This is a genomic window from Brachybacterium sp., from assembly GCF_036379615.1.
Lineage (GTDB): Bacteria > Actinomycetota > Actinomycetes > Actinomycetales > Dermabacteraceae > Brachybacterium.
The window spans coordinates 1-20,035 of sequence record NZ_DASVGJ010000058.1; the positions used below are offsets into that span (position 1 = coordinate 1).

General features: G+C 70.2%; 21 protein-coding genes and 2 pseudogenes. 9 read left to right on the forward strand and 14 right to left on the reverse strand.

Annotated features, from left to right (window positions below):
• The 9 genes from VF289_RS11255 to VF289_RS11295 all read right to left on the reverse strand — a co-directional run.
• A partial coding sequence (locus VF289_RS11255) for an ABC transporter transmembrane domain-containing protein (protein ID WP_330883983.1) occupies positions 1 to 455 on the reverse strand: 455 nt, incomplete at its 3' end.
• Positions 452 to 2,125 (reverse strand): ABC transporter ATP-binding protein/permease, encoded by a 1,674-nt coding sequence (locus VF289_RS11260; protein WP_330883984.1) that lies wholly within the window; start codon positions 2,123 to 2,125, stop codon positions 452 to 454. The genes VF289_RS11255 and VF289_RS11260, both read right to left, overlap by 4 nt.
• Before the next feature lie 3 nt (positions 2,126 to 2,128).
• Positions 2,129 to 3,109 carry an ABC transporter substrate-binding protein gene (locus VF289_RS11265; RefSeq protein ID WP_330883985.1) on the reverse strand — a complete coding sequence of 327 codons (981 nt, stop codon included), beginning with the start codon at positions 3,107 to 3,109 and terminating at the stop codon, positions 2,129 to 2,131.
• Between the two features lie 35 nt (positions 3,110 to 3,144).
• Positions 3,145 to 3,972 (reverse strand): ABC transporter ATP-binding protein, encoded by an 828-nt coding sequence (locus VF289_RS11270; RefSeq protein WP_330883986.1) that lies wholly within the window; start codon positions 3,970 to 3,972, stop codon positions 3,145 to 3,147.
• On the reverse strand, positions 3,969 to 4,955 hold the full coding sequence (locus VF289_RS11275; RefSeq protein WP_330883987.1) for an iron ABC transporter permease: 987 nt from the start codon (positions 4,953 to 4,955) through the stop codon (positions 3,969 to 3,971). Before VF289_RS11275 ends, VF289_RS11270 begins: the two co-directional genes overlap by 4 nt.
• A 391-nt stretch (positions 4,956 to 5,346) precedes the next feature.
• Entirely contained in the window at positions 5,347 to 5,652 is a 306-nt protein-coding gene (locus VF289_RS11280; RefSeq protein ID WP_330883988.1) for a hypothetical protein, read from the reverse strand.
• A complete protein-coding gene (locus VF289_RS11285) occupies positions 5,649 to 5,993 on the reverse strand; it encodes a metalloregulator ArsR/SmtB family transcription factor (RefSeq protein WP_330883989.1) in 345 nt (114 codons plus the stop codon). The genes VF289_RS11280 and VF289_RS11285 overlap by 4 nt, the downstream gene beginning before the upstream one ends.
• A gap of 894 nt (positions 5,994 to 6,887) precedes the next feature.
• Positions 6,888 to 7,343, reverse strand: a complete 456-nt coding sequence (locus VF289_RS11290; protein ID WP_330883990.1) for a hypothetical protein — start codon at positions 7,341 to 7,343, stop codon at positions 6,888 to 6,890.
• Positions 7,340 to 8,467 carry a GTP-binding protein gene (locus VF289_RS11295; RefSeq protein WP_330883991.1) on the reverse strand — a complete coding sequence of 376 codons (1,128 nt, stop codon included), beginning with the start codon at positions 8,465 to 8,467 and terminating at the stop codon, positions 7,340 to 7,342. Before VF289_RS11295 ends, VF289_RS11290 begins: the two co-directional genes overlap by 4 nt.
• Positions 8,468 to 8,517: 50 nt before the next feature.
• On the opposite strand from VF289_RS11295, the gene rpmB reads away from it, so the two are divergent.
• From rpmB to VF289_RS11335, 7 genes and pseudogenes are all read left to right on the forward strand, one after another.
• Positions 8,518 to 8,793 carry a 50S ribosomal protein L28 gene (gene rpmB, locus VF289_RS11300; protein ID WP_330883992.1) on the forward strand — a complete coding sequence of 92 codons (276 nt, stop codon included), beginning with the start codon at positions 8,518 to 8,520 and terminating at the stop codon, positions 8,791 to 8,793.
• Position 8,794: 1 nt separating this feature from the next.
• Positions 8,795 to 9,100 (forward strand): 30S ribosomal protein S14, encoded by a 306-nt coding sequence (rpsN, locus tag VF289_RS11305; protein ID WP_330883993.1) that lies wholly within the window; start codon positions 8,795 to 8,797, stop codon positions 9,098 to 9,100.
• A 51-nt stretch (positions 9,101 to 9,151) separates the two neighbouring features.
• A complete protein-coding gene (locus VF289_RS11310; RefSeq protein WP_330883994.1) occupies positions 9,152 to 9,403 on the forward strand; it encodes a 50S ribosomal protein L31 in 252 nt (83 codons plus the stop codon).
• On the forward strand, positions 9,400 to 9,525 hold the full coding sequence (gene ykgO / locus VF289_RS11315) for a type B 50S ribosomal protein L36 (RefSeq protein ID WP_330883995.1): 126 nt from the start codon (positions 9,400 to 9,402) through the stop codon (positions 9,523 to 9,525). Before VF289_RS11310 ends, ykgO begins: the two co-directional genes overlap by 4 nt.
• 493 nt (positions 9,526 to 10,018) lie before the next feature.
• Positions 10,019 to 10,297, forward strand: a pseudogene (locus VF289_RS11325) (integrase core domain-containing protein); the annotation flags it as partial.
• Positions 10,298 to 10,610: 313 nt separating this feature from the next.
• Positions 10,611 to 11,117, forward strand: coding sequence for a metalloregulator ArsR/SmtB family transcription factor (locus VF289_RS11330; RefSeq protein ID WP_330883996.1), 507 nt, complete (start codon positions 10,611 to 10,613; stop codon positions 11,115 to 11,117).
• A 1-nt stretch (position 11,118) separates the two neighbouring features.
• Positions 11,119 to 11,784, forward strand: coding sequence for an SRPBCC domain-containing protein (locus VF289_RS11335; RefSeq protein ID WP_330883997.1), 666 nt, complete (start codon positions 11,119 to 11,121; stop codon positions 11,782 to 11,784).
• Between the two features lie 10 nt (positions 11,785 to 11,794).
• Here VF289_RS11335 and VF289_RS11340 read toward each other — a convergent pair whose 3' ends face one another.
• The 5 genes and pseudogenes from VF289_RS11340 to VF289_RS11360 form a co-directional block, all read right to left on the reverse strand.
• Complete coding sequence (locus tag VF289_RS11340) at positions 11,795 to 12,625, reverse strand: class I SAM-dependent methyltransferase (protein ID WP_330883998.1); 831 nt, start codon at positions 12,623 to 12,625, stop codon at positions 11,795 to 11,797.
• A gap of 102 nt (positions 12,626 to 12,727) precedes the next feature.
• On the reverse strand, positions 12,728 to 13,423 hold the full coding sequence (locus VF289_RS11345) for a hypothetical protein (RefSeq protein WP_330883999.1): 696 nt from the start codon (positions 13,421 to 13,423) through the stop codon (positions 12,728 to 12,730).
• Positions 13,424 to 13,647: 224 nt separating this feature from the next.
• Entirely contained in the window at positions 13,648 to 15,183 is a 1,536-nt protein-coding gene (locus VF289_RS11350) for an NAD(P)/FAD-dependent oxidoreductase (protein ID WP_330884000.1), read from the reverse strand.
• A gap of 54 nt (positions 15,184 to 15,237) precedes the next feature.
• The gene (locus VF289_RS11355) at positions 15,238 to 16,722 is read right to left on the reverse strand and encodes an NAD-dependent succinate-semialdehyde dehydrogenase (RefSeq protein ID WP_330884001.1); all 1,485 of its coding nucleotides are present in this window, start codon (positions 16,720 to 16,722) and stop codon (positions 15,238 to 15,240) included.
• 44 nt (positions 16,723 to 16,766) lie between these two features.
• Positions 16,767 to 16,964, reverse strand: a pseudogene (locus VF289_RS11360) (hypothetical protein); the annotation flags it as partial.
• Positions 16,965 to 17,191: 227 nt separating this feature from the next.
• On the opposite strand from VF289_RS11360, the gene VF289_RS11365 reads away from it, so the two are divergent.
• Positions 17,192 to 17,944, forward strand: coding sequence for an alpha/beta hydrolase family protein (locus VF289_RS11365; protein WP_330884002.1), 753 nt, complete (start codon positions 17,192 to 17,194; stop codon positions 17,942 to 17,944).
• Between the two features lie 414 nt (positions 17,945 to 18,358).
• Positions 18,359 to 20,035, forward strand: a 1,677-nt coding sequence (locus VF289_RS11370) for an HNH endonuclease signature motif containing protein (RefSeq protein ID WP_330884003.1), incomplete at its 3' end; no start/stop codon positions are given.

The following is a 20,035-nucleotide window of genomic DNA, read 5'->3' on the forward strand; positions in this document are numbered from 1 at the left end:
GTGATCGACACGACCGTGCTGATACTGAGCACGAGAAGCGCGCTGAGCGTCTGCGCGGCGGTGTGTGCGTAGAGCCATTCCAGGGTCTCGATATCGGCGATCACGGTCGTCGTGAGATCGCCGGTGCGCCGGTGCCGGGTACGGAACGGCAGCGAGCGTCTGAGGGAATCGAAGACGCGGCCCCGGAGGGTGGCGATGAGGCGGTAGGCCAGATCGTGCGATACCCACGACTCGCGCCATGCCGCCAGCGACGCGAACACGGCCAGAGCGGACAGCGCACCTCCAGCGACCAGGAGGGAGACGGGCTGACCTGTGACGGCGTGCCCAACGGTCCAGGCGATGCCGAGAGTGATGCCCAAGACGCCGGCCTGGGTGAATGCGCTCCAGATGACCGTCTCGATGAATAGTCCGCGTCGGGTGGCGATGAGGGGCAGCAGCCGCAGGATCGTCGTCATCGTGCCACTCCCGAGGCGAACTGCACGCTGGCGGGAGCTCCCGTGCCGGTGGCGACGATCCGCCCGCCTCGCATACCGATCCAACGAGTCGCGTGGATCAAGGCGGTGTCGCGGTGCGCGATGAGCACCACCGTGCGATCTGCAGTGGCTTTGGCGAGGGCGTCGACCATGCGGCGTTCGGTGCCGGTGTCGAGTGCGGAGGTCACCTCGTCGAAGACGAGCACGGTCGCCGGTGAGAGCAGCGCGCGGGCGATGGCGAGGCGTTGTCGCTGCCCACCGGAAAGCTGTTCTCCATTCTCCGCCAGCACCGTGTCGTATCCCTCGCGAAGGCTGGTGATGGTGTCGTGGATATGCGCTGCTCTCGCCGCTTCCTCGATGTCGGCACCGGACGCGTCGGGACGGTACAGCCGCAGGTTCTCCGTGACCGTCCAGGCGAACAGCACGGGGTCCTGCGGGACGACGACGAGGCTCTGGGTTCTCGCTGTGCTCGTGTAGTCGCGAAGATCGATGTGGTCGAGGGTGAGCGTGCCGGCGTCGGGGTCGATGTCGCGCTCGAAAAGCCTCGCCAGGGTGCTCTTTCCTGACCCCGACGGCCCGATGATCGCGACGGTCTCACCCGGTTCGATCCGCAGCGACAGCCTGGCGACGCCCCTCTCCGAGCCGGGATACGTGTAGGAGACGTTCGTGACCTGAAGCGTTCCCGTGGTGGCGGGCCGGTCATGGTCGCCGTTGTGGACGAGCGGGGTGGAGAGGAGGCGGTCGAGGCCATCGACGGCGGTGAGGCCGAGGTATCCGGCGTGCCAGTTCGTGCCGAGCTCCTGCACGGGACGAAAGCACTCGCGGGCGAGCATGAGCACCACGACCGCCGATGCCGCTTCTGCACTGCCGGTCGTGAGGGCGAAGAGGGCGGCGATGACTGCGAGCACGGTGCCCAGGTGCATCGCGATCGCGCTGATGCCCGTCTCGACCAGCGAGAGCCGCAACTGCTGCATGGTCGAATCTCGGAGCCTGTCTGCTTCCCCCACGAACCGGGCGGCGGTGCGGTCGGTCGCCCCGAATGCTCGCAATAAGGGGATGTTCTGCAGAGCCTCGACGTAGTCGGAGGAGAGCCTGGCGAACCTCTCCCACCGTGTGCGGCCGTTCTGCAGCAGCCGGGCATCCCACGCACGTGGCGCGAGCACTGCCGCGGCGGCGCTCACGGCGAGCACGATCCAGGCTGTGGGTGCGTGGTGCCACACCAAGGCAACCACCGGTGCGGGTACGACGAGCACGACGAGCAGCTGCGGCAGGTATCGGGTGTAGTACGGGTCAAGTCCTTCCACGCCGTCGATCACCGTCGTCGCCGTCGCGCCGGAGTCCCGTTCTGCCGCTGGAACAGAGGCGAGACGATCCAGCAGGCGCCGTCGTAGCCTGATGCGCACCGTCGCCCCGATACGGTTGGCGAGCAGGTCCCGTCCCCAGAGCGCCGCCCCGCGTGCCACGGTGATCACCGCCAGCAGCACGAGCGCGGACACAGGGACGCGCTCGCCACGGACCAGTGCGGTGATGACCGTGGCGAGGGTGAACGCGAAGCCGACATGCAGCGCGCTGATGGCGACCCCCCAGGCAGCGAGAACGAAGATCGCGCCGGGAATCGCGCCTGCGAGCTGGAGCAGCCTGCGGTGGATCATCGGTCAGAAGGCGTCCGGGTAGAGCTGCTCGGCGATCTGCTGCACGGCAGAGATGTTGCCGAGCGTGCCGGGGAACATGTCCGAGGTCGAGACCACGATCAGGCGATCCTCCTGCACGGCGGGCATATCGGGGAACGTGCGTTCCAGGTATTCGCGAGTGGAGGCCTCATGCTCCTCGTCATATGCGGCGAACACGATCGCGTCAGGTTCCTCGGCGGCCAGTGACTCGGGACTGATGGTCGCGGCGAAGAAGTCAGAGAATTCATCCTGCTCGGGCGTGTAGACGTTGTCCGCACCGGCCAGGTTCAGAATGTCGTACTCGATGCCTGCGCCGATGGCCTGCAGGGTGCCGCCCTCGTAGTACACCTGCGCGACACGGAGCGGCTCGACATCCTTGGTCGCTTCCGCGACCTCATCGAGGGTGGTCCGGCTCTCCTCCATGAGTCCTGTGGCTTCGTCATGCACGCCGAAGATCTCGCCGAGGTTCTCCAGATCGGTGAACAGGTCGGTGACCTCCCCGGTCATGCGGCGGTCCTCGCAGCCGCCAGTGGCGACGTAGACGCCGGCACCGGCATCATCGAGCTGCTCGATGCTGGCAAAGCCCTGGTCCGGCGAGAATTCGTAGGTCGTCGGCGAGTACACGAAGTCCGGCGCCACAGCCAACAGATCCTCACGGCTGGGTGGGGCCGTGTCCCCGAGCACCGGAACGCCTTCAGCCAGTTCTGCGACGTCGTCCGGAAGCGCCTGCGCGGTGGTCTGGGCTTGCCCGGCGAGCCGGTCAGCCAGCCCCAAGCGGAGCATCAATTCGGTCTGCGCCGGGTGCATGCCGACCGCAGCTTCAGGGGCGCCGTCGACCGTCACTTCGCGTCCGCAGTTCTCGATCGTCACGTCATCCGTCGTGTCACCGGGGTCCGTGTCGGGGGAGACGCCGGTGCCGCAGCCGGCGAGCAGAAGCGCGGCGGCGGAGAGAGCAACGACGGTCATGGGGTGTGCACGAGGATTCGCTCGAGGAGCAACAGTCATGGTGAGGGTCTGCTTTCTGTTTCACGGGGTTGTGCAGAGGCGCGGTCAGCAGGGGCACTGGCCGTTTCGAGGCGGCGGAAGGCGAACACGGGCTCCGTGGTGTCGCCGAGGACTCGGGCATCCACGCCGAACGTGGTGCGGATCAGCTCGGGGGTGAGCACGACGGCGGGAGGACCTGCGGCGACGACGCGGCCTGCGGCCAGAACGACGACGCTGTCGCAGTACTGGGCTGCGAGGTTCAGATCGTGCAGCGCGGCGATCACGGTGCAGTCGATGCCGCGCACCGTGCTCATGAGTTCATGCTGATGGCTGATGTCGAGATGGTTGCTCGGCTCGTCCAGCACCATCACCGGTGTTCGTTGCGCAAGCGCCCGTGCGAGCATCACCCGCTGACGCTGCCCTCCGGAAAGGGTGGCAACCATGCGATCGGCGAGCTCGGAGATCGCCGTGCGGGCCATCGCTTCGTCCACGATGCGCAGATCGTCGGAGGTGTCTCGGCCGAAGGTCGCATGGTGCGGAGCGCGGCCGAGCATCACCGTCTCCTCGACGCTGAGATCGAAGTCGGTCGGCGGGTCCTGCAGCATCACCGATACCGTGCGAGCAGCCTGGCGTCCGCTGAGGGAGCGAACATCGCTGCCGTCGACGCGTACGGTTCCCGTTGTCGGGACGCGAGCGCGGTACAGGGTTCGCAGCAGGGTCGACTTGCCGGACCCGTTCGGGCCGACCAGCCCTACCACCCGCCCCGATTGCACGGCCACCGAAGCATCTCGGACGACATCGCGGGCACCGAGAGTGACGGTGATGTTCTCGAAGTCGACTCTCATCGTCCGAATCCCGCCTTCTCGGCCCCGCCCTGACGCATCAGCCACATGAAGAAGGGGGCGCCGACGAACGCGGTGAGGATGCCGAGCGGGATCTCGGTCGGCTGCGCCACGGTGCGGGCGAGCAGATCCGCCGTCATCAGGAAAACGGCACCGCCGAGCACGGTGATCGGGAGCATCCTCCGGTGATCGGCGCCGACCAGGATCCGGGCTATGTGGGGCACGACGAGGCCGACGAACCCGATCCCACCCGCCACAGACACCACCGCGCCGGTCAGCAGCGAGGCGACCACCAGAAGCACCCCGCGAAGGCGGTTCGCGTTCACGCCGAGGGACATCGCGGACTCATCCCCCGTCATCAACGCGTTCAGCGACCGAGACAGGAACGCCGCGATCAGACACGAGACCATCAACGCGACAGCGGGTCCGATGAGGCTGCTCATAGTGGCCGCCGACACGCTCCCGAGCAGGAAGAACAGCACGCTGACGACGTTCTGCGCATCCGTCGAGATCGTCAGGTAGCTCGTGACCGCGCTCAGCAAGGTTCCCAGAGCCACGCCGGCGAGGATCATACGAGTCGGTGACAGCGTGCCGTTCTTGCGGGCGAGCATCGCCACCGCCACGCACGCCGCCAGCGCCCCGACGAACGCGGCGACATTCAAGGACAGACCGCCGAGTGCAGCGGAGCCGAAGACGATCACCAGCACCGCGCCCACGCTCGCGCCGGAAGAAACACCGAGGATGTACGGCTCGGCGAGAGGGTTGCGGACCGTCACCTGCATCAGCGCTCCCGCAAGCGCCAGCCCGGCCCCAGCGAGGCCCGCCAGCACTGCGCGTGGGAGGCGGAACTGCCACACCGCCTGATCCTGCAACTGCGACAGGGAACCGTCCGACATCCACGGCATGCCCGGCAGCAGGTGCCCGAGGACGACGTGCGCGGCCTCACGCAGGCTCACCTGCACCGATCCAACCGCACCGGAGACCACGGCGAGCGCGCAGATCGCCAGCACAAGGAAAGCGCAGATCAGCCACGCCCGGAGACGCAGACGGCGACGGGTTCGTCCGGCGGTGGCGGCTCTCGTTTCGGAGGGGGCGGGAGCCGCGGGGGAGGAAGGTGGCACGGTAAGTCATCATAACGATAATCGTTATTGATAGAGTCGTAGCCGATGTGATCTCGCTTACTGGGCGCCCGGGTTCGCTCTGCGGGCCGCGCTCAGGTGCTGGTCGTCGGGTGCGACTGCCTCGGTGGGGCCCGGCGCCGCGGCATGGCGGCTACCTGCCTGAGGTGAGCGCCGATCTTGGCCTCACTCGGGAGCCCTATGTCGACCGGGGTGCACCACGCAGTGGTGCACCCCGGTTCGAGAATCGACGAGAAGCTCAGTGCTCGTCGTAGTGGTCGCCGTGCTCGGCGTGCTTGTGGCCGTCGTGGACGTAGTCCACGTGGTCGCCGTGCTCGACGGTCTCATGGCCGCAGTCCTGGCCGTGCTGGTGCTCGGCGTCGGTGTGCTCGGCGACCCGCTCGTGCTCGTCGTAGTGGTCGCCGTGCTCGGCGTGCTTGTGGCCGTCGTGGACGTAGTCCACATGATCGCCGTGCTGAACGGTCTCGTGCCCGCAGTCCTGGCCGTGCTGGTGCTCCGCGGCGGTGTGCTCGGCCACATGCTCGTGCTGCTCGATGGTGCTCATGAGGTCTCCTCTGCTGCTGGGGTGGATGACGGGGGATTGTCCACGTCGGTGTGATGGTCATGGTTCACGTGTGCAAGGGCGTCCTCGATCACGTGTGAGACGTGATGGTCGGTGAGCTGATAGACAACTTCTCGCCCTCGCCGCTGTCCGGTCACGAGATCCGACTGTCGGAGAGTTCGCAGGTGCTGCGACACCAATGGCTGCGAGAGCGCGGTGGCTTCGGTCAGCGCCTGCACGGATCGCGGACGATCTGCGAGCAGACGCATGATGAGCAGACGTGACTCGTTTCCGAGCTGCTTGAACAGCTGTGCCGCCTCGCGAACCCCGGTCTCCATGTCCATGACCTCATTCAAACAGTTATATTGCGATATGGCAATACCTGCATGGCTGGCGGTCACCGAGAAGCGGTCGCCCCCTCGCCGAGACGAGCAGTCGTGCTGCAATCACAGCGGTTCTCCTCACGGTGCGGCGATGAGGAGATCATGAGAGCTCTCGCGGGAGGGCAGGCAGGGGTGACACACCTGGGCCCGCAGGTTGTGCGATGCCGGGGCGCGGTCGCCACGGTCGACGAGCGCACCCCGTGCGCGATGCGGGACCCGGAGTGAACGGCGAGTCGTCCCCTGTGGGGGAACCGGACTCCCGCGCGGGGAATGCCGAGTGGTACGGCGCGCTCGTCGCGCCCGGTCTGCCGGCGATTCACGCCGCGACCCGGCACCAGATGGGCGCTCTCGATGGTGACGTCGTCGAGCGCGCAGGGCCGGAGGGCACCGGGGCCTGTCAGGTCTCTGCTGCGCCCTCCTGGGGCACGAAGGGTGCGAACGCGGGCACGGTTGTCACGAAGTCACCGCGCGGCCGGGCAGGCGGCGTGACGAGCGTGCGGTCGTCGACGCCCCTGTGTCGTCAGCGGGTCCACGGTGTCCTGGCGTCTCCGAGCGCGCAGACGGAGGCGGAAGGCGATGACGTCGTCTCTTCTTCCAGGGTGAGGGAGCGCTGCTCATGTTCGTGGCCCTCGTTCTCATGAATGGAGGATCCGCAGGCCTCGCTGTCGTAGGTCGCGCTCGATGCAGCCAGGAGTGATCCCGATGAGATCGGCGCGGATCTGTCACGAGAGCATCGATCCGGACCCGGTTGACGGAGGAGACTGCGGCGCCGGAGGTGCGACGCAGGGTGGCGCCGGACCGGGCAGACGCGTGCCTCCAAGGTGCTGCCGAATCGCACAATCCTCACGGGCGGGGTCAGAGTGACTGCTGGCTCGGGGTGATGCGGATGCCGGGGCCGAGGCCGATCGCTGCCGGAGCGAGCGAGGGGGGCAGGTCGACGTCGGGCCGGTCGAGCCGGGACGGCCCGCCGTCGACGACCCAGCGTCGCAGGGCCTCGGCGCGGTCGGTCTGTTCGGCCCCGGCGAGCCATACCGTGCGGCCCGACTGACCGGAGGGGCCGTGGTGGCGGGCGATACCGGCCAGCGCTGCGACCTCGCACCGACCGAGGCAGTCGGTGGTGATCAGGACCGCGCCCGGAGCTGCCCGGACGGCGGCGCCGAGCTCGTCCACGGTGCCGGCGGTGCCGGCCAGGCGTCGCAGCGCGGCGCATCGATGTCCCGCGCATACGGCCAGCAACGGACCGCTCGCCGCGGCGGTCGTGTCCTCTGCGTCGAGGAGTCGGCTGGGCCTGGAGTCGCCGGGGCGGATCATGCGGCATCGGATCCGTAGGCGGCGGCTGCGGTCCGTTCGCCGAGCCAGGGCGTCAGGTCGTCCTCGCGTCCGAGCCAGGGCGAGAGCCCGGCCTGCCACTCCTGCGCGGTCAGCAGGCAGTCCTCGAAGGCTTCTCGCACGCGCTGGGCATCGGCGGGATCGACGCCGGTGACGACCAGTCGGGTGGTGGGGTCCTCGGTGCCGGCGAACCCGTGGGCGCCGAGGGAGACCTGACCACCGGCTCCGTCCCACTGGCAGATCGTGCCCGGACGAGTGGGGAACCAGAAGTGACCGCGCCCGCGCAGACGCCCTGCTCCCAGGCGCTCGGCGTGCTCGAGGAAGCGATCCGGGTGGAAAGGCCGATCCGAGACCAGATCCAGGGTCCAGGTCCCGTGCTCCGCGGGGCCGTGGTGCGCCTCGACGGCGGCGGGATCGATGCGCTGCCCGGCCGTGCCGAGGTCGTGCGCGCCGTCCGTGAGCAGAGCCAGCGTGACGTCGTGCGCGTTGTCGAGCAGCAGCTGGTCGGGTGCGCGGAGGTGCTCGATGAGCTCGGCTCCGGGGCCGGCGGGGTCGCCGACGAGTGCTACGAGGTCGACGTACTCGATCTGTGCGGCGAGGGCCTCGCCGACGCTGCGCTCGTCCCCCTCGCCCCAGCAGAGACTGCGCTCCGTGAGGGTGGCATCGCCCAGCAGGTCCTGGGCCGCGCTGTCGGCATCGACGACAGCCGCGACCAGGCCGGCCCGCAGGCGCTCGAGACGGGGGATCAGAGTGCGCATCACGACCGCCGGATCGGCGGCGACGGGGAGCAGCAGCGCGATGGCCTCCCAGCGGGCCTCCTGGGCCAGGGCCTCGAGCACGGGGAGTGCGTCCTCCCGCATGGTGCAGGCGATGCACTCGTGCTCGAGGACGACCGGCGCGTTCTCGAGCACGGCGCCTCCGCCGAGCACCAGTCGTCGCAGGTCGCCCTCGGCGTCGAGGTCGTACCGCAGGACCGCGAGGTCCGGGGCGTCGAGCAGCAGGCCGGTGGCGACGGAGTCACGCAGCACCGCGTCGAGCGAGCAGACCACGGCCAGTGGGACGTGAGGTTCCGGAGACGGCTGGTCGGGCTTGGGTGCGGGGATCATGAGGGCCCATCTGTGGTGAGAACGGTTATCAATAGTGTACCGTCCTCATCATGTCCGCACGTTGTCAAGTCACCGGTGCCCGCCCGAGCTTCGGCCGCAGCGCCTCCCGCTCCCATCGCCGCACCTCGCGTCGGGTCGCCCCGAACCTCCAGAAGAAGACCTGCTGCGTGCCCTCCCTGAGGCGCCGCATCACGCTCCGCTCCACCGCGGTCGCCGGCTGCACCTATGTGACGACCAGGAACCGCCGCAACACGCCGGATCGACAGGTCGTGCGCAAGTACGACTCGGTCGTGCGTCGGGTCGTCGAGTTCCGTGAGGAGCGCTGAGATGGCGAAGACATCGAAGATCGCCAAGAACCTGCAGCGCCAGGAGACCGTCGCCCGCTACGCCGCACGCCGGGCCGAGCTCAAGCGCACGATCCGCAGCCCCCGGTCGACCTCCGCCGAGCGCGCCGAGGCCCAGCGCGCCGTGCAGCGGATGCCCCGCGACGCGAGTCCCACCCGGGTTCGCAACCGCGACGCGTCCGACGGTCGACCGCGCGGATACCTGCGCAGGTTCGGCGTGCCCCGAGTGACCGTGCGCGGCCTTGCGCACCGTGGCGAACTGCCCGGTGTCACGAAATCGAGCTGGTGAGCAGTGCCCGGCACGCCCCGCCCCCTGGTCCTGGCAGAGAAGGAGAACTCCATGAAGCCCACCACCCATCCCCCCTGCGTCCCCGTGGTCGTCCGTGACGAGCCCGCGGGAGTCGCCATGCTGACCGGCACGCCCCGCACCTCGAGCACCACGATGCCCTGGGAGGACGGCGACGAATACCCGGTGATCGACGTCGCGGTCTCCTCCGCATCCCGCCCCTTCGGCATCGGTCGATCCCGCGTGCTCGACACCGCGGGTCGGGTCGAGCGGTTCGACCGGCACTACGGGAAGGCGACACGATGAAGGTCCGTTCCTCCTTGCGCTCCCTCGCGCGCATGCCGGGAGCTCAGGTCGTCCGCCGACGGGGGCGCCTCTACGTCATCAACAAGCAGAACCCACGGTTCAAGGGCCGCCAGAAAGGTTGACCCGGAGACGGACGGCGTCCAGCAGTGCTGTTCTGGACCCTGTGTGACAGAACGGCCGCGAGAATGTCGAACCGGAACGTATCGGCAACCGCGGACGAATGTCCGGTCAGCGTCCCGCCAGGTGTGATGTCCAGGGGCGGTGCCGCGTGACCCGCGGGTGATCTGCTGACGGTCGAAGGCCTCCTGTTGCGAGAGCGGAGCTGTTGAGGAACCGCTTCACGCACACAGGAGGCTTTCTCCTGTCCCGCGCTCACGCCGTTCTGACCCCGTGCGCTCGTCTGCGGCTGGTTCGACTCCTCGTCGAGGATCAGGGGGCCTGTCGCTGTCGCGGCGACGATGGTCATGGTCCCGCCGCCAAGGGCCCGGAGGTGGGCGGCTCGCTTCCGGGCCGGGGGCCTCTCTGGGATGCGTGATCGATCCAGTCGGTCCCGCTCGATGCCGACCGGAGCGCCGCCGGTGGTGGTGGAGCGGATCGTCGAGGCCGGGTGGCGTCGACGGCTCTGCCCATCGGTCGGGTGCTTGGCGCGAAGCATGCACGGAGCTCGGGATCACCCACGATCGGACCCGGGCCTACCGGTCTCAGGCGAACGGGAAGACCGAACGGTTCCACCGCACGCTCGCTGATGGCTGGGACTACGCCCGCTTCTGCACATCAGGGATCGATCGCAGGGCAGCGCTGCCCGGATGGCTGCACTTCGATGATCGCCACCGGATCCACTCCGCGATCAGAGCCTCACTCGCCACCAGGATCAACAACCCCCCTGGACATCACGGCTGGGGGAGTCGAGTCCGAGATGGCTCAATGGGGTGTATCCAGGAGCGACGCTCGGCGCGTATCGATCGCCGCCGTTCCACTGGGTCCATGCCTGTTGGGTCCAGCGGTCCGTGCCGCGGAATCCTCAGTGCACCATGGCCCGAGATCGGTCCATGCCACGGGGCGTCACGAGAACTGCGCCATCGGGCGGTCGCCTCCATGTGCCGAGGGTGTCGGATGGGGTGCGCCGCGCGCTCCACGGCACCCGCTGCACGCCGCATCTGACATATAAGTCTTGACTAAAGCAAGGGTGGGGAGCGAGGATCAGGGCATGCACGCGCTCGATGTCCTCGGCGACCCCGTGCGGCGTCGGATCCTCGAGCTCCTCGCCGACGGAGGGGGGTCCGACACGTCTGAGCCCGGTGGGTCAGAGCCCGGCCTGCCAGCGCCCGGTGCGCCCGAGCTCGGCGCGTCCGGGCCTGGTGCCTCCGAGCTCGGTGCCGGCGAGATCGGCGAGATCGTGCAGCACGAGTTCGGGATCAGCCAACCGGCCGTCTCCCAGCATCTTCGGGTTCTTCGCGAGCACGGCTTCGCCACTGTGCGCGCCGAGGGTCGGCGCCGGCTCTACGCGCTCGACGCCCGCGGCCCGCAGGAGGCCCGGGAGTGGCTGACCCCGTTCGAGCGCTTCTGGCTGCCGACGCTCGATGCCCTCGGCACCGAGCTCGCTCGCGGGAAGCGCCAGCGGCGCCTCGCGGGATCAACAGCCCCCACCGCCACCACCGACTCCGCACCGGGCACCCCGCCCGGCGCGAGCACCACCACACAGAAGGAGACCTGACATGGTCGACGTCCCCGCCCAGCTGAAGTCCGTCACCCGCTCCTACCGCATCGAGGAGCGGGACGGCGCCCCCGCGCACGTGCAGTCCCTCGAGCAGACCTACCCCGCCGCGCTCGCGGACGTGTGGGACGCGGTCACCACCGCCGAGCGCATCCAGCGCTGGTTCCTGCCGGTCAGCGGCGACCTGACGCTCGGCGGTCGCTACCAGTTCGAGGGCAACGCCGGCGGGGAGATCACCGCCTGCGAACCCCCGGCCGACGGCACGGCCGAGTACTCCGCGACCTGGGAGATGATGGGCGCCGTCTCCTGGCTCACCATCCGTCTGGCCGCCGACGGCGAGGAGGCCACCCGCTTCGAGCTCGAGCACACCTCCCTCACCGCGGACGTCCCCGCCGAGATGTGGGAGACCTTCGGCCCCGGCGCCACCGGCGTGGGCTGGGACGGCGGCCTGCTGGGACTGGGCCTGCACCTCGGCGCCACCGAGGGCTCGCTCGCCCCCGGCGAGGCCGAGGCCTGGGCCGGGACCGAGGAGGGCCGGTCCTTCTACCGCGGCGCGGCAGACGGCTGGGCCGTCGCGCACGCCGCCTCCGGGGAGGATGCGGAGGTCGCCCAGCAGCGTGCCGACGCCACCTACGGCTTCTATACCGGCACCGGCCAGGAGAGCTGAGCCGCTGTGCTCACACGGCCCGGGCGATCACCACGAACTCCCGCCCGGGCCGGTCCGGGGCATCCCGGATCCCCTCGACCTCGAAGCCGGACGCCGCGAGCGTGCAGCGCAGCTCCTCCTCGCTGCGCCACCGCAGCGCCGAGGTGGACGTGAGCGTGACGCCGTCCTCGAAGGTGAACTCGTCGGCGAAGGTGACCAGCGGCAGCGCCACCTCGAAGCGCGTGGGCCGGACGACCACACGGCCCACCCCGGGGACCTCGTGGACGGACTCCTCCATGTCCGCCTGCCACTCCTCCCAGGCCCTGCGCTCCGGCCGACGGGTCTCGAACACGAGCGCCCCGCCCTCGCGCAGCGCGCCCCGGATCGCTCGCAGCGTCCCGGTCCAGGCCTGATCGGTGAGGAAGACCTGGGCGACGTTCCCGGTCATCACCGCGGCATCGGCGCCCGTGCCCATGCCCGAGGCAGTGCCCTCGCCGGCACGTGTCCCCTCTCCTGTGCCCGCGTCGGCGGTCGGAGCCGGCCCCGGGAGGTCCGCGGCGGTGCCGTGGAGCCAGGTCACCGCGTCACCGTGCGGCTTCGCGCGCGCGATGTCGAGGGAGGCACGGGCCGGATCCACGCCGGTGACGGTGAGCCCGTCGGCCGCGAGCCGGGTGGCGAGCGAGCCGGTCCCGCAGCCCACGTCGATCACGCTGCGCGCCCCGAGCTCGGCGAGGATCTCCTGATAGTGGTCCAGGTCGTCCCGCGCCCCGTCGAAGGTGTCGTAGCAGGCGGCCAGGCGAGGATCGGCGAAGATCGCATCGGGCTGGTCGGGCTGGTCGGGCTGGTCGGGCTGTGAAGGCATGAGGTGAGGCTAGGGCCGGTGGAGCAGGGAGGCGAGGGGATTCCTCGCTCGCCGCGGCTCCGCGACCTTCGCCTGTGCGGATCCGGCCCCGCCTCTCGCACGTCAGGTGACGCTCGTCCAGATGGTGTCCGCGTCGATCAGCCAGTGGTTGCGCAGGGTGAGCGCGCGCTCGGTCGCCGCGAGCGCCCCGGCGACGATCAGCGAGATGTTCAGCCAGGACGGCAGCTGGATCGGGGAGGTGAACGTGCCCACCCGCTCAGCGACCGGGTCGAGGCTGGTGAGGTGCTCCGCGGCCTGCGGGATCATCATCGCCAGCCCCACCAGCAGGATCACGATGGCCACGGCTCCGATCACGGCGCTGGCACCCGGGTGCCGCCGGCCGAAGCGGGCGCGCAGCCCCTCGAGCGAGCGCCGGTGCGGTCGCAGCGCCCTCGGCTCCCCGCCCTCCTCGGGCACGAAGTGCATCCTGGACAGACCGTACGTGCTCGTGGCCACCTCGACCGCGCCGCCGGGCACACTGAATGCCACGGGCGGGTTCGCGATGCTCTGCTGCACGCCATCGACGTAGAACTCGACCGGTGCGTGCCGTGCGCCCTCGGCGATCTTCCCGCCCTCGAGCTCGGTGGCCAGGAATCGCACGTCCACGGCGCAGCGCGCGGACCGGTTCACCCCGGGATCCGGATCGAGGAAGAACTGAGTGCGGGTAAGCAGGTTCCACCAGTTCAGGTCCTTGAGCGTGCTGCCGTTGCCGGGTTTGGCTCGGCGCAGCTGGCGCGAGCGCTGCATTCGCTTGAACATGGGTCCCCCGGGACGAGCGGCACGACGCCGCAGGACCGCGGCGCCTCTCCATTCCACCCGATGCGCGGCGGCCGAGACCAGTGCCAGATGTCATCTCGTCCCAAGGGAGGAGGGCGGGGCGCGGACCCCCGCCGCCCCACGGGACAACCTGCGCCACGCCTGCCCGCACCACGCCTGCCCGCACCACGCCTGACCACGCTGCGTCGGCCCGCACAGGCGGTTCCTCAGCCGCGGCGCAGCTCCCGCGGCAGCGCTTCGAGCAGCTGCAGCCACAGCTCGGCGGCGGTGGGGAAGCTCGGCACCGCGTGGCGCAGCACGTGCACCGGCACCTGGCCGACGATCGCGATGGTCGCGGCGTGGAGCAGCTCGGAGGCGTCGGGGCCCACGAACGTCGCGCCGACCAGCGTCCCGGAGGCCCGGTCCGCCACCAGCTGGGCGGTGCCGGTGACATCGTCGCGCAGCAGCGCGGACCCGGCGGCCGCACCGAAGGGCACGCGCGCGGTGACCACGTCGTGACCGGCCTCACGGGCCGCCGCCTCGGTGAGCCCCACCGAGGTGACCTGCGGGTCGGTGAACACCACCTGAGGTACCGGGACGGACTCCGGCACCGGTTCGAGCGCCTCGCCGGTGGCGGCGGCGCGGATCGCCTGCCCGATCACGCGGGCGCGGTACTTGCCCCAGTGCGTCAGCGGCGCCTCCCCGCTCGCATCACCGACGGCGTGCAGCCAGTCGGGCAGCGGAGCGCCGGTGGCGTCGTCCGAGGTGGGCTGCTGCGCACCGGTGATGTCCTGGTCCGTCAGCCCGATCTCCGCCAGGCCCACGTCCTCCAGGGCGGGACGCCGGCCGGTCGCGGCGAGCACCTCGTCGGCCGTGATCTCGCGACGGCCGCGCGCGTCCTCGACCTGCAGCGTCACGGGGCCGCCGTGGATCCGGCCGAGTCCCGTCTCGCGGACCGCGGAGCGCTCGCCGGAGACGACGGTGGTGCCGAGCTCGACGGTGACACCGCGCTCGCGCAGCGCCTCGAGCACGTGCCGGCCGGCGAAGGGCTCGGCGTCGCTGAGCAGCTGGGTGCCGCGCACCAGCATCGTCACCTGCGCGCCGAGCGCCGCCATCCAGGTCGCGGCCTCGACGGCGACCACGCCGCCGCCGATGATCACCAGGTGCCCGGGCACCTCCTGCACCCCGGTCGCATCCCGGGAGGTCCAGGGGGCCAGGTCCTGGAGCGGCGGTGGGATCGTCGCCCGGGACCCGGTCGCGAGGACCACGGCGCGGCGGGCGTGGACGCGGATCGGACCGATGGCGGTCTGCGTCGCGCCCGTCCCGCCTGTCGGTTCGACGAGCACCTCGCGCTCGCCGACGATCCGTCCCCGTCCGCGCACCACCTGCAGGCCCGCGCCCTCGGCCCACTCCGCCTGCCCCGAGTCGTCGTAGTGGGAGACCCAGGCATCGCGCCGGGCCAGCAGCTCGTCCCGCTCGAGCGAGGGGTCGGTGATGCCGGGCAGATGCGCGGCGGCATCGGCGACGGCGACCGGACGCAGCAGCGCCTTCGAGGGGATGCAGGCGTAGTAGGAGCATTCGCCGCCCAGCAGCTCGGACTCGACGATCACCGCGGTGAGGTCGGTGCCCTCGACCGCGTACTGGGCGACGTTCTCGCCGACCGGGCCGCCGCCGATCACGACGACGTCGGCGGTGAGATCGGTGAGGTCCGTGGGGGAGGTGGGGGTGTCGGAAGCGGGCGGGGGCGGGGTGCCGGGGCTCATGCCCGCACGCTACGCCGCCGCGCCGCTGCCGTCACGGGGTGCGCCGCTGTGGTCTCAGAACGGGTTCGGCGTCAGCGTGTACTTCGACTGCAGGTACTCGTGGATGCCCTCGGCACCGCCCTCGCGGCCCAGGCCCGACATCTTCCAGCCGCCGAACGGTGCCGCGGCGTTCGAGACCACGCCCACGTTCAGGCCCATCATCCCGGTCTCCAGCAGCTCGATCATCCGCTGCCCGCGGGCGAGGTCCTTCGTGTAGACGTAGGATACCAGCCCGTACTCGGTGCTGTTGGCGAGCCGCACGGCCTCCTCCTCGGTGTCGAAGGGGACGATCGCGAGCACGGGCCCGAAGATCTCCTCCCGCAGCAGCTCGCTGCCCTCGCGCACGTCGGTGAGCACCGTCGCCTCGAAGAAGGTGCCCGGCCCGTCGACCTTCGACCCGCCCGTGGTGAGCGTCGCGCCGCGGTCCACGGCATCGGAGACCAGCGTGCCGGCCTTCTCGACGGCATCCTCGTCGATCAGCGGGCCAATGGTCACGCCGTCCTCGGTGCCCCTGCCCATGCCGAAGGCGGTGACCTTCTCGGTGACGCGGCGGGCGAACTCGTCCGCGAGCGAGCGGTGGACGATGAAGCGGTTGGCGGCGGTGCAGGCCTGGCCGATGTTGCGGAACTTCGCGAGCATCGCCCCCTCGACCGCGGCGTCCAGGTCCGCGTCCTCGAAGATGACGAACGGGGCGTTGCCACCCAGCTCCATCGAGGTGCGCAGCACTCCCTTCGCGGCCTGGGCCAGCAGCGTCTGCCCCACTCCGGTGGAGCCGGTGAAGGAGAGCTTGCGCAGCCGAGGATCGGCGAGGATCGGCTCGGAGACGGCGCGGGAGGAGCGGGAGGTGACCACGTTGACCACGCCGGCAGGCAGTCCCGCCTCCTCGAGCAGCTTCACGAAGGCGAGCGTGGTCAGCGGCGTCAGCTGCGCGGGCTTGATGACCACGGTGCAGCCGGCCGCGAGCGCCGGGGCGATCTTCCGGGTCGCCATCGCCAGCGGGAAGTTCCACGGCGTGATCAGGAAGCACGGACCCACCGGATGCTGGGAGACGATCGTGCGACCGGTGCCCTCGGGGGTCGCGCCATAGCGACCCTGGACCCTCACCGCCTCCTCGCTGAACCAGCGCAGGAACTCGGCGCCGTACGTCACCTCGCCGCGGGACTCGGCCAGCGGCTTGCCCATCTCCAGAGTCATCAGCAGCGCGAACTCCTCGGCCCGCTCGGTGAGCAGGTCGAAGGCCGTGCGCAGCAGCTCGCCCCGCTCCCTGGCCGGGGTGCGCGACCAGGCGGGGAAGGCGTCCGCGGTCGCGTCCATCGCGGCCTGCGCGTCGGCGCTCGACGCGGAGGCGATCGTCCGGATCACCTCACCGGTGGCCGGGTCGCGCACCTCGAGGGTCTCCCCGCCCTCCGCGGCGCGCCAGCTCCCGTTGATGAACAACTGGTTCGGGACTCCGGCGAGCAGCTCCTGCTCGGCCTTCGTGGTCTCGCGGTTCTCGGTCATGGCTCTCCTCGCGTCGTCGGGTGTCGGGGTGGAAGGGCGGCAGGTCAGGACGCGGCGGGCACGCCGAGGGCCGCAGCGCTGCCGGGGACTGCAGCACCGTGGGCCGCCGGCAGCAGATGCCCGCGGAAGAACTCCGCCAGGCCTTCAGTGTCCTCCAAGGGGAAGACCCCTGCCACGTACTGGTCGGGACGCACCACCACCACGGCGCCGTCCCGCGAGATGCCGCGGGTGGTGAAGATGTCCACCGGGTCGAAGAACTCCGGGTCCCGACGATCGGTCGCATGGACCCGCTCTGGCCGGCGCAGCGACCTGGCCTGGCCGGCGCAGCGACCTGGCCTGGCCGGCGCGGTGCTACCGTGCAGCAGTTCCTGAGTCTCTCCGCCGAGGCGAGGGCCGACGGGTGCAGAGATCGACGGACGCAGAGACTGACGGACGCGGAAGCCGACGGAGGCGGAAGAGGGGCAGTGCGATGACCGAAGAGGTTCGATTCCCGAGCTCGGTGGGTCCCAACCTCGCGGGCGTGCTGGAGGCACCCGAGGGCGACGCCCGTGGCTGGGGCCTGCTGGTGCACGGATTTACCCTGGGCAAGGATTCCCCGGCGGCGTTCCGGATCACGCGGGGACTGGTGGAGCACGGCATCGGCATGCTCCGCTTCGACTGCCTCGGGCTCGGTGACTCCGGCGGCGAGTGGGGCGATGGATCCTTCACGGTGAAGGTCGATGACACCGTGCGCGCGGCGGAGTTCCTCGCCGAGCGCGGCACCCCGCCGTCCCTCCTGATCGGCCACTCCTGGGGCGGGGCGGCGGCCATCGTCGCAGCTCAGCGGATCCCGAGTGTCGCAGCGGTGGTGACGATCGGTGCGCCCTCGGAGCCTGCCCGGATCGAGCGCCACTACGACTCCGTGGTGGACCGCGTGATGGAGGACGGCACCGCGACGTGGCTGATCGGCGGGCGCGAGCTGACGCTGAAGCAGGACTTCGTCGAGGACGTGCGCTCTGCGGAGCTGATCGCCACGGTGCATACGCTGGATCGGCCGCTGCTGGTGATGCACTCGCCGTCCGACGCCACGGTGAGCATCGACAACGCGAGTGAGATCTTCCGCGCCGCCGTGCACCCGCGCAGCTTCATCGCCCTCGAGGGCTCCGATCACTTCCTCACCAAGGACGGTCAGGCCGAACGCGCCGCTCGGATCATCAGCGCCTGGGCGGATCCGTACCTGTAGGCACGTCCGGGGGAGCGGGCGTCTCACCGCTGCCGCCGCCCCACCTCCGCCCTGGCGCTCCCGCCGCCGCACACCCTCGGCTCCGCCGCGCCCCGATCCCGCGCCTCCGCCCCTGCTGCACCTGGTGCGCCTGCTGCACCTGCTGCACTTGGTGCGCCTGCCGGGACCTCGGGGTTGTGGATAACCGTGATGTGTGGAGGAAAGAATCCACTCTGAAACGCTCACGAGCGCCTGGATCCTCTTTCTGCCAGGGTTTGCGGGAGAGTCCGCGCCCGGTTATCCACAATATCTCCGGCAGCTTTCGATGGTCTGGGCATCTCGATAAAATACGGGGTATCGGACGGGCGCTGGAGCCCTCCGCGCATGGCTCGTCAGGGTCGTGGTTCCGCAGAGACGCCGGGGGAGGTGGGGAGCATGAGCGCAGCAGTGAGCGCGCCGTCGCCGTTCAAGGATGACGAGCACGGCAGCGACGGTCACGTGGGCGGGGTCGACGGATCGGCGGAGGCGGCCGGGGCTGCTGAGACGGCCGAAGAGGCGACCGAGCCGACGTTCCTGGAGTCTCTGCCGCGGCACCTGCGCAGCGTGAACGCACGTGCGGCCCTGACTCGTGAAGACCTGCCCCGGCGGGGTGGCAGTCTGGATGATCCCCAGCTCAGCGCGGCGACGCAGCGGGTCTGGGATGCGCAGGAGCGGGAAGCCCGCGGCCTGGCGGAGAAGTACCGGGCCCTGGCGGACCTGTACGAGCATGACGGGGACTATGAAGAGATCACCGAGCTGGATTCCGTGAACACCACTCGTGCCGCGCTCGCGCTGAGGGTGACCGGCAGTGCCGCCGGGTGGCAGCTGCGCGATGCGTATCAGGCGGTGCATCTGTTCCCCCAGTGCCTGGAGGCGCTCGAGTCGGGGTCCCTGCCGTCGACGTGGTTCCAGAAGATGCTGAGAACGTCTCGGTCATTATCGGATGATTCGCGGAGAAAGCTCGATGTCGCGGTCGCATCCTGGTCGCCGGATATCAGTCCGGAACGGTTCTTCACCCTGCTGAAGAAACTCATCGCCCTGCTCGAGCGGCGGGAGGATCGGCCTGATCCGCTCGCCTGCCTCACCCGCGGCGTGGCCCTGCTGCCGAGCCTCGAGCCGGGGATGGGGACGATGCAGATCAGCGGTCCGATCCCGGAGGTCCTCGCGCAGTGGAAGCAGCTGGACGAGTCCGCGCGCGCGGTCCAGTCCGCCCAGCGCGCCGCACTTCGTGAGGGCACGCCGATCCCGCACGACCCGGACGGTCGAGCCCTGGAGACGGGCAGGGCTCTGCCCCTTGCCGAGCTGCGATTCCTGCTGCTCGGCTCCGCAGCGTTCGACCTCGAGGGCGTCGTGGTCCCTGCGGGGAGGTTCCGGCTGAATGTGACGGTCCCAGCCCTGACGTTGCTGGGCGCCTCGGAGGAGCCGGGGATGCTCGAGGGCACGATCCCGCTGCCGCCGTCGATGGCGCGTTCCCTCGCAGGTGGTGAAGGGGCCTGGTACCGGGTCCTGGCCGAGCCGAGCACCGGGGCGTTCCTGCCGTTGCCGGCGGAGAAGCACGTACCCACCACCGCGATGCTCGAGCATCTCCGCCTGCGCAACAGCACGTGCGCGGTGCCGGGCTGCTCGCGCCCCACGTCATGGGCCTCCGAATGCGATCACATCGAGGAGTGCCAGCGCGGGAACCCCGATGCGGGCGGTCTCACGGAGATCGAGAACCTCCACCTGCTGTGCTGGCAGCACCACCTCGACAAGACCAACGGTCTGCTGGACCCCACCCGCCTGCCCACCACGCAGGCCGAGCCGGGCCGCACCCGCTGGAGCGTCGGCCGTCGAACCCCCAGCAACGGTCCTGGTGGGGTGGATGTGGTGACCGCGATCGATGACCTCGATACCGCGAGCGTCCAGATCGTTGACGACCTCACCCGGGCCTGGACCTGCTTCCTGCGAGGCACCCACGCCGCGGACCCCGCCACCTTCCCCGAACCCCCAGGTCCTCGCGGCAGTGGTCGAGCGGTTCCCCTCGGACGGCCCGCGGGTCACAGCGAGACCCCCTCCACTCCCACCCGCGACGAG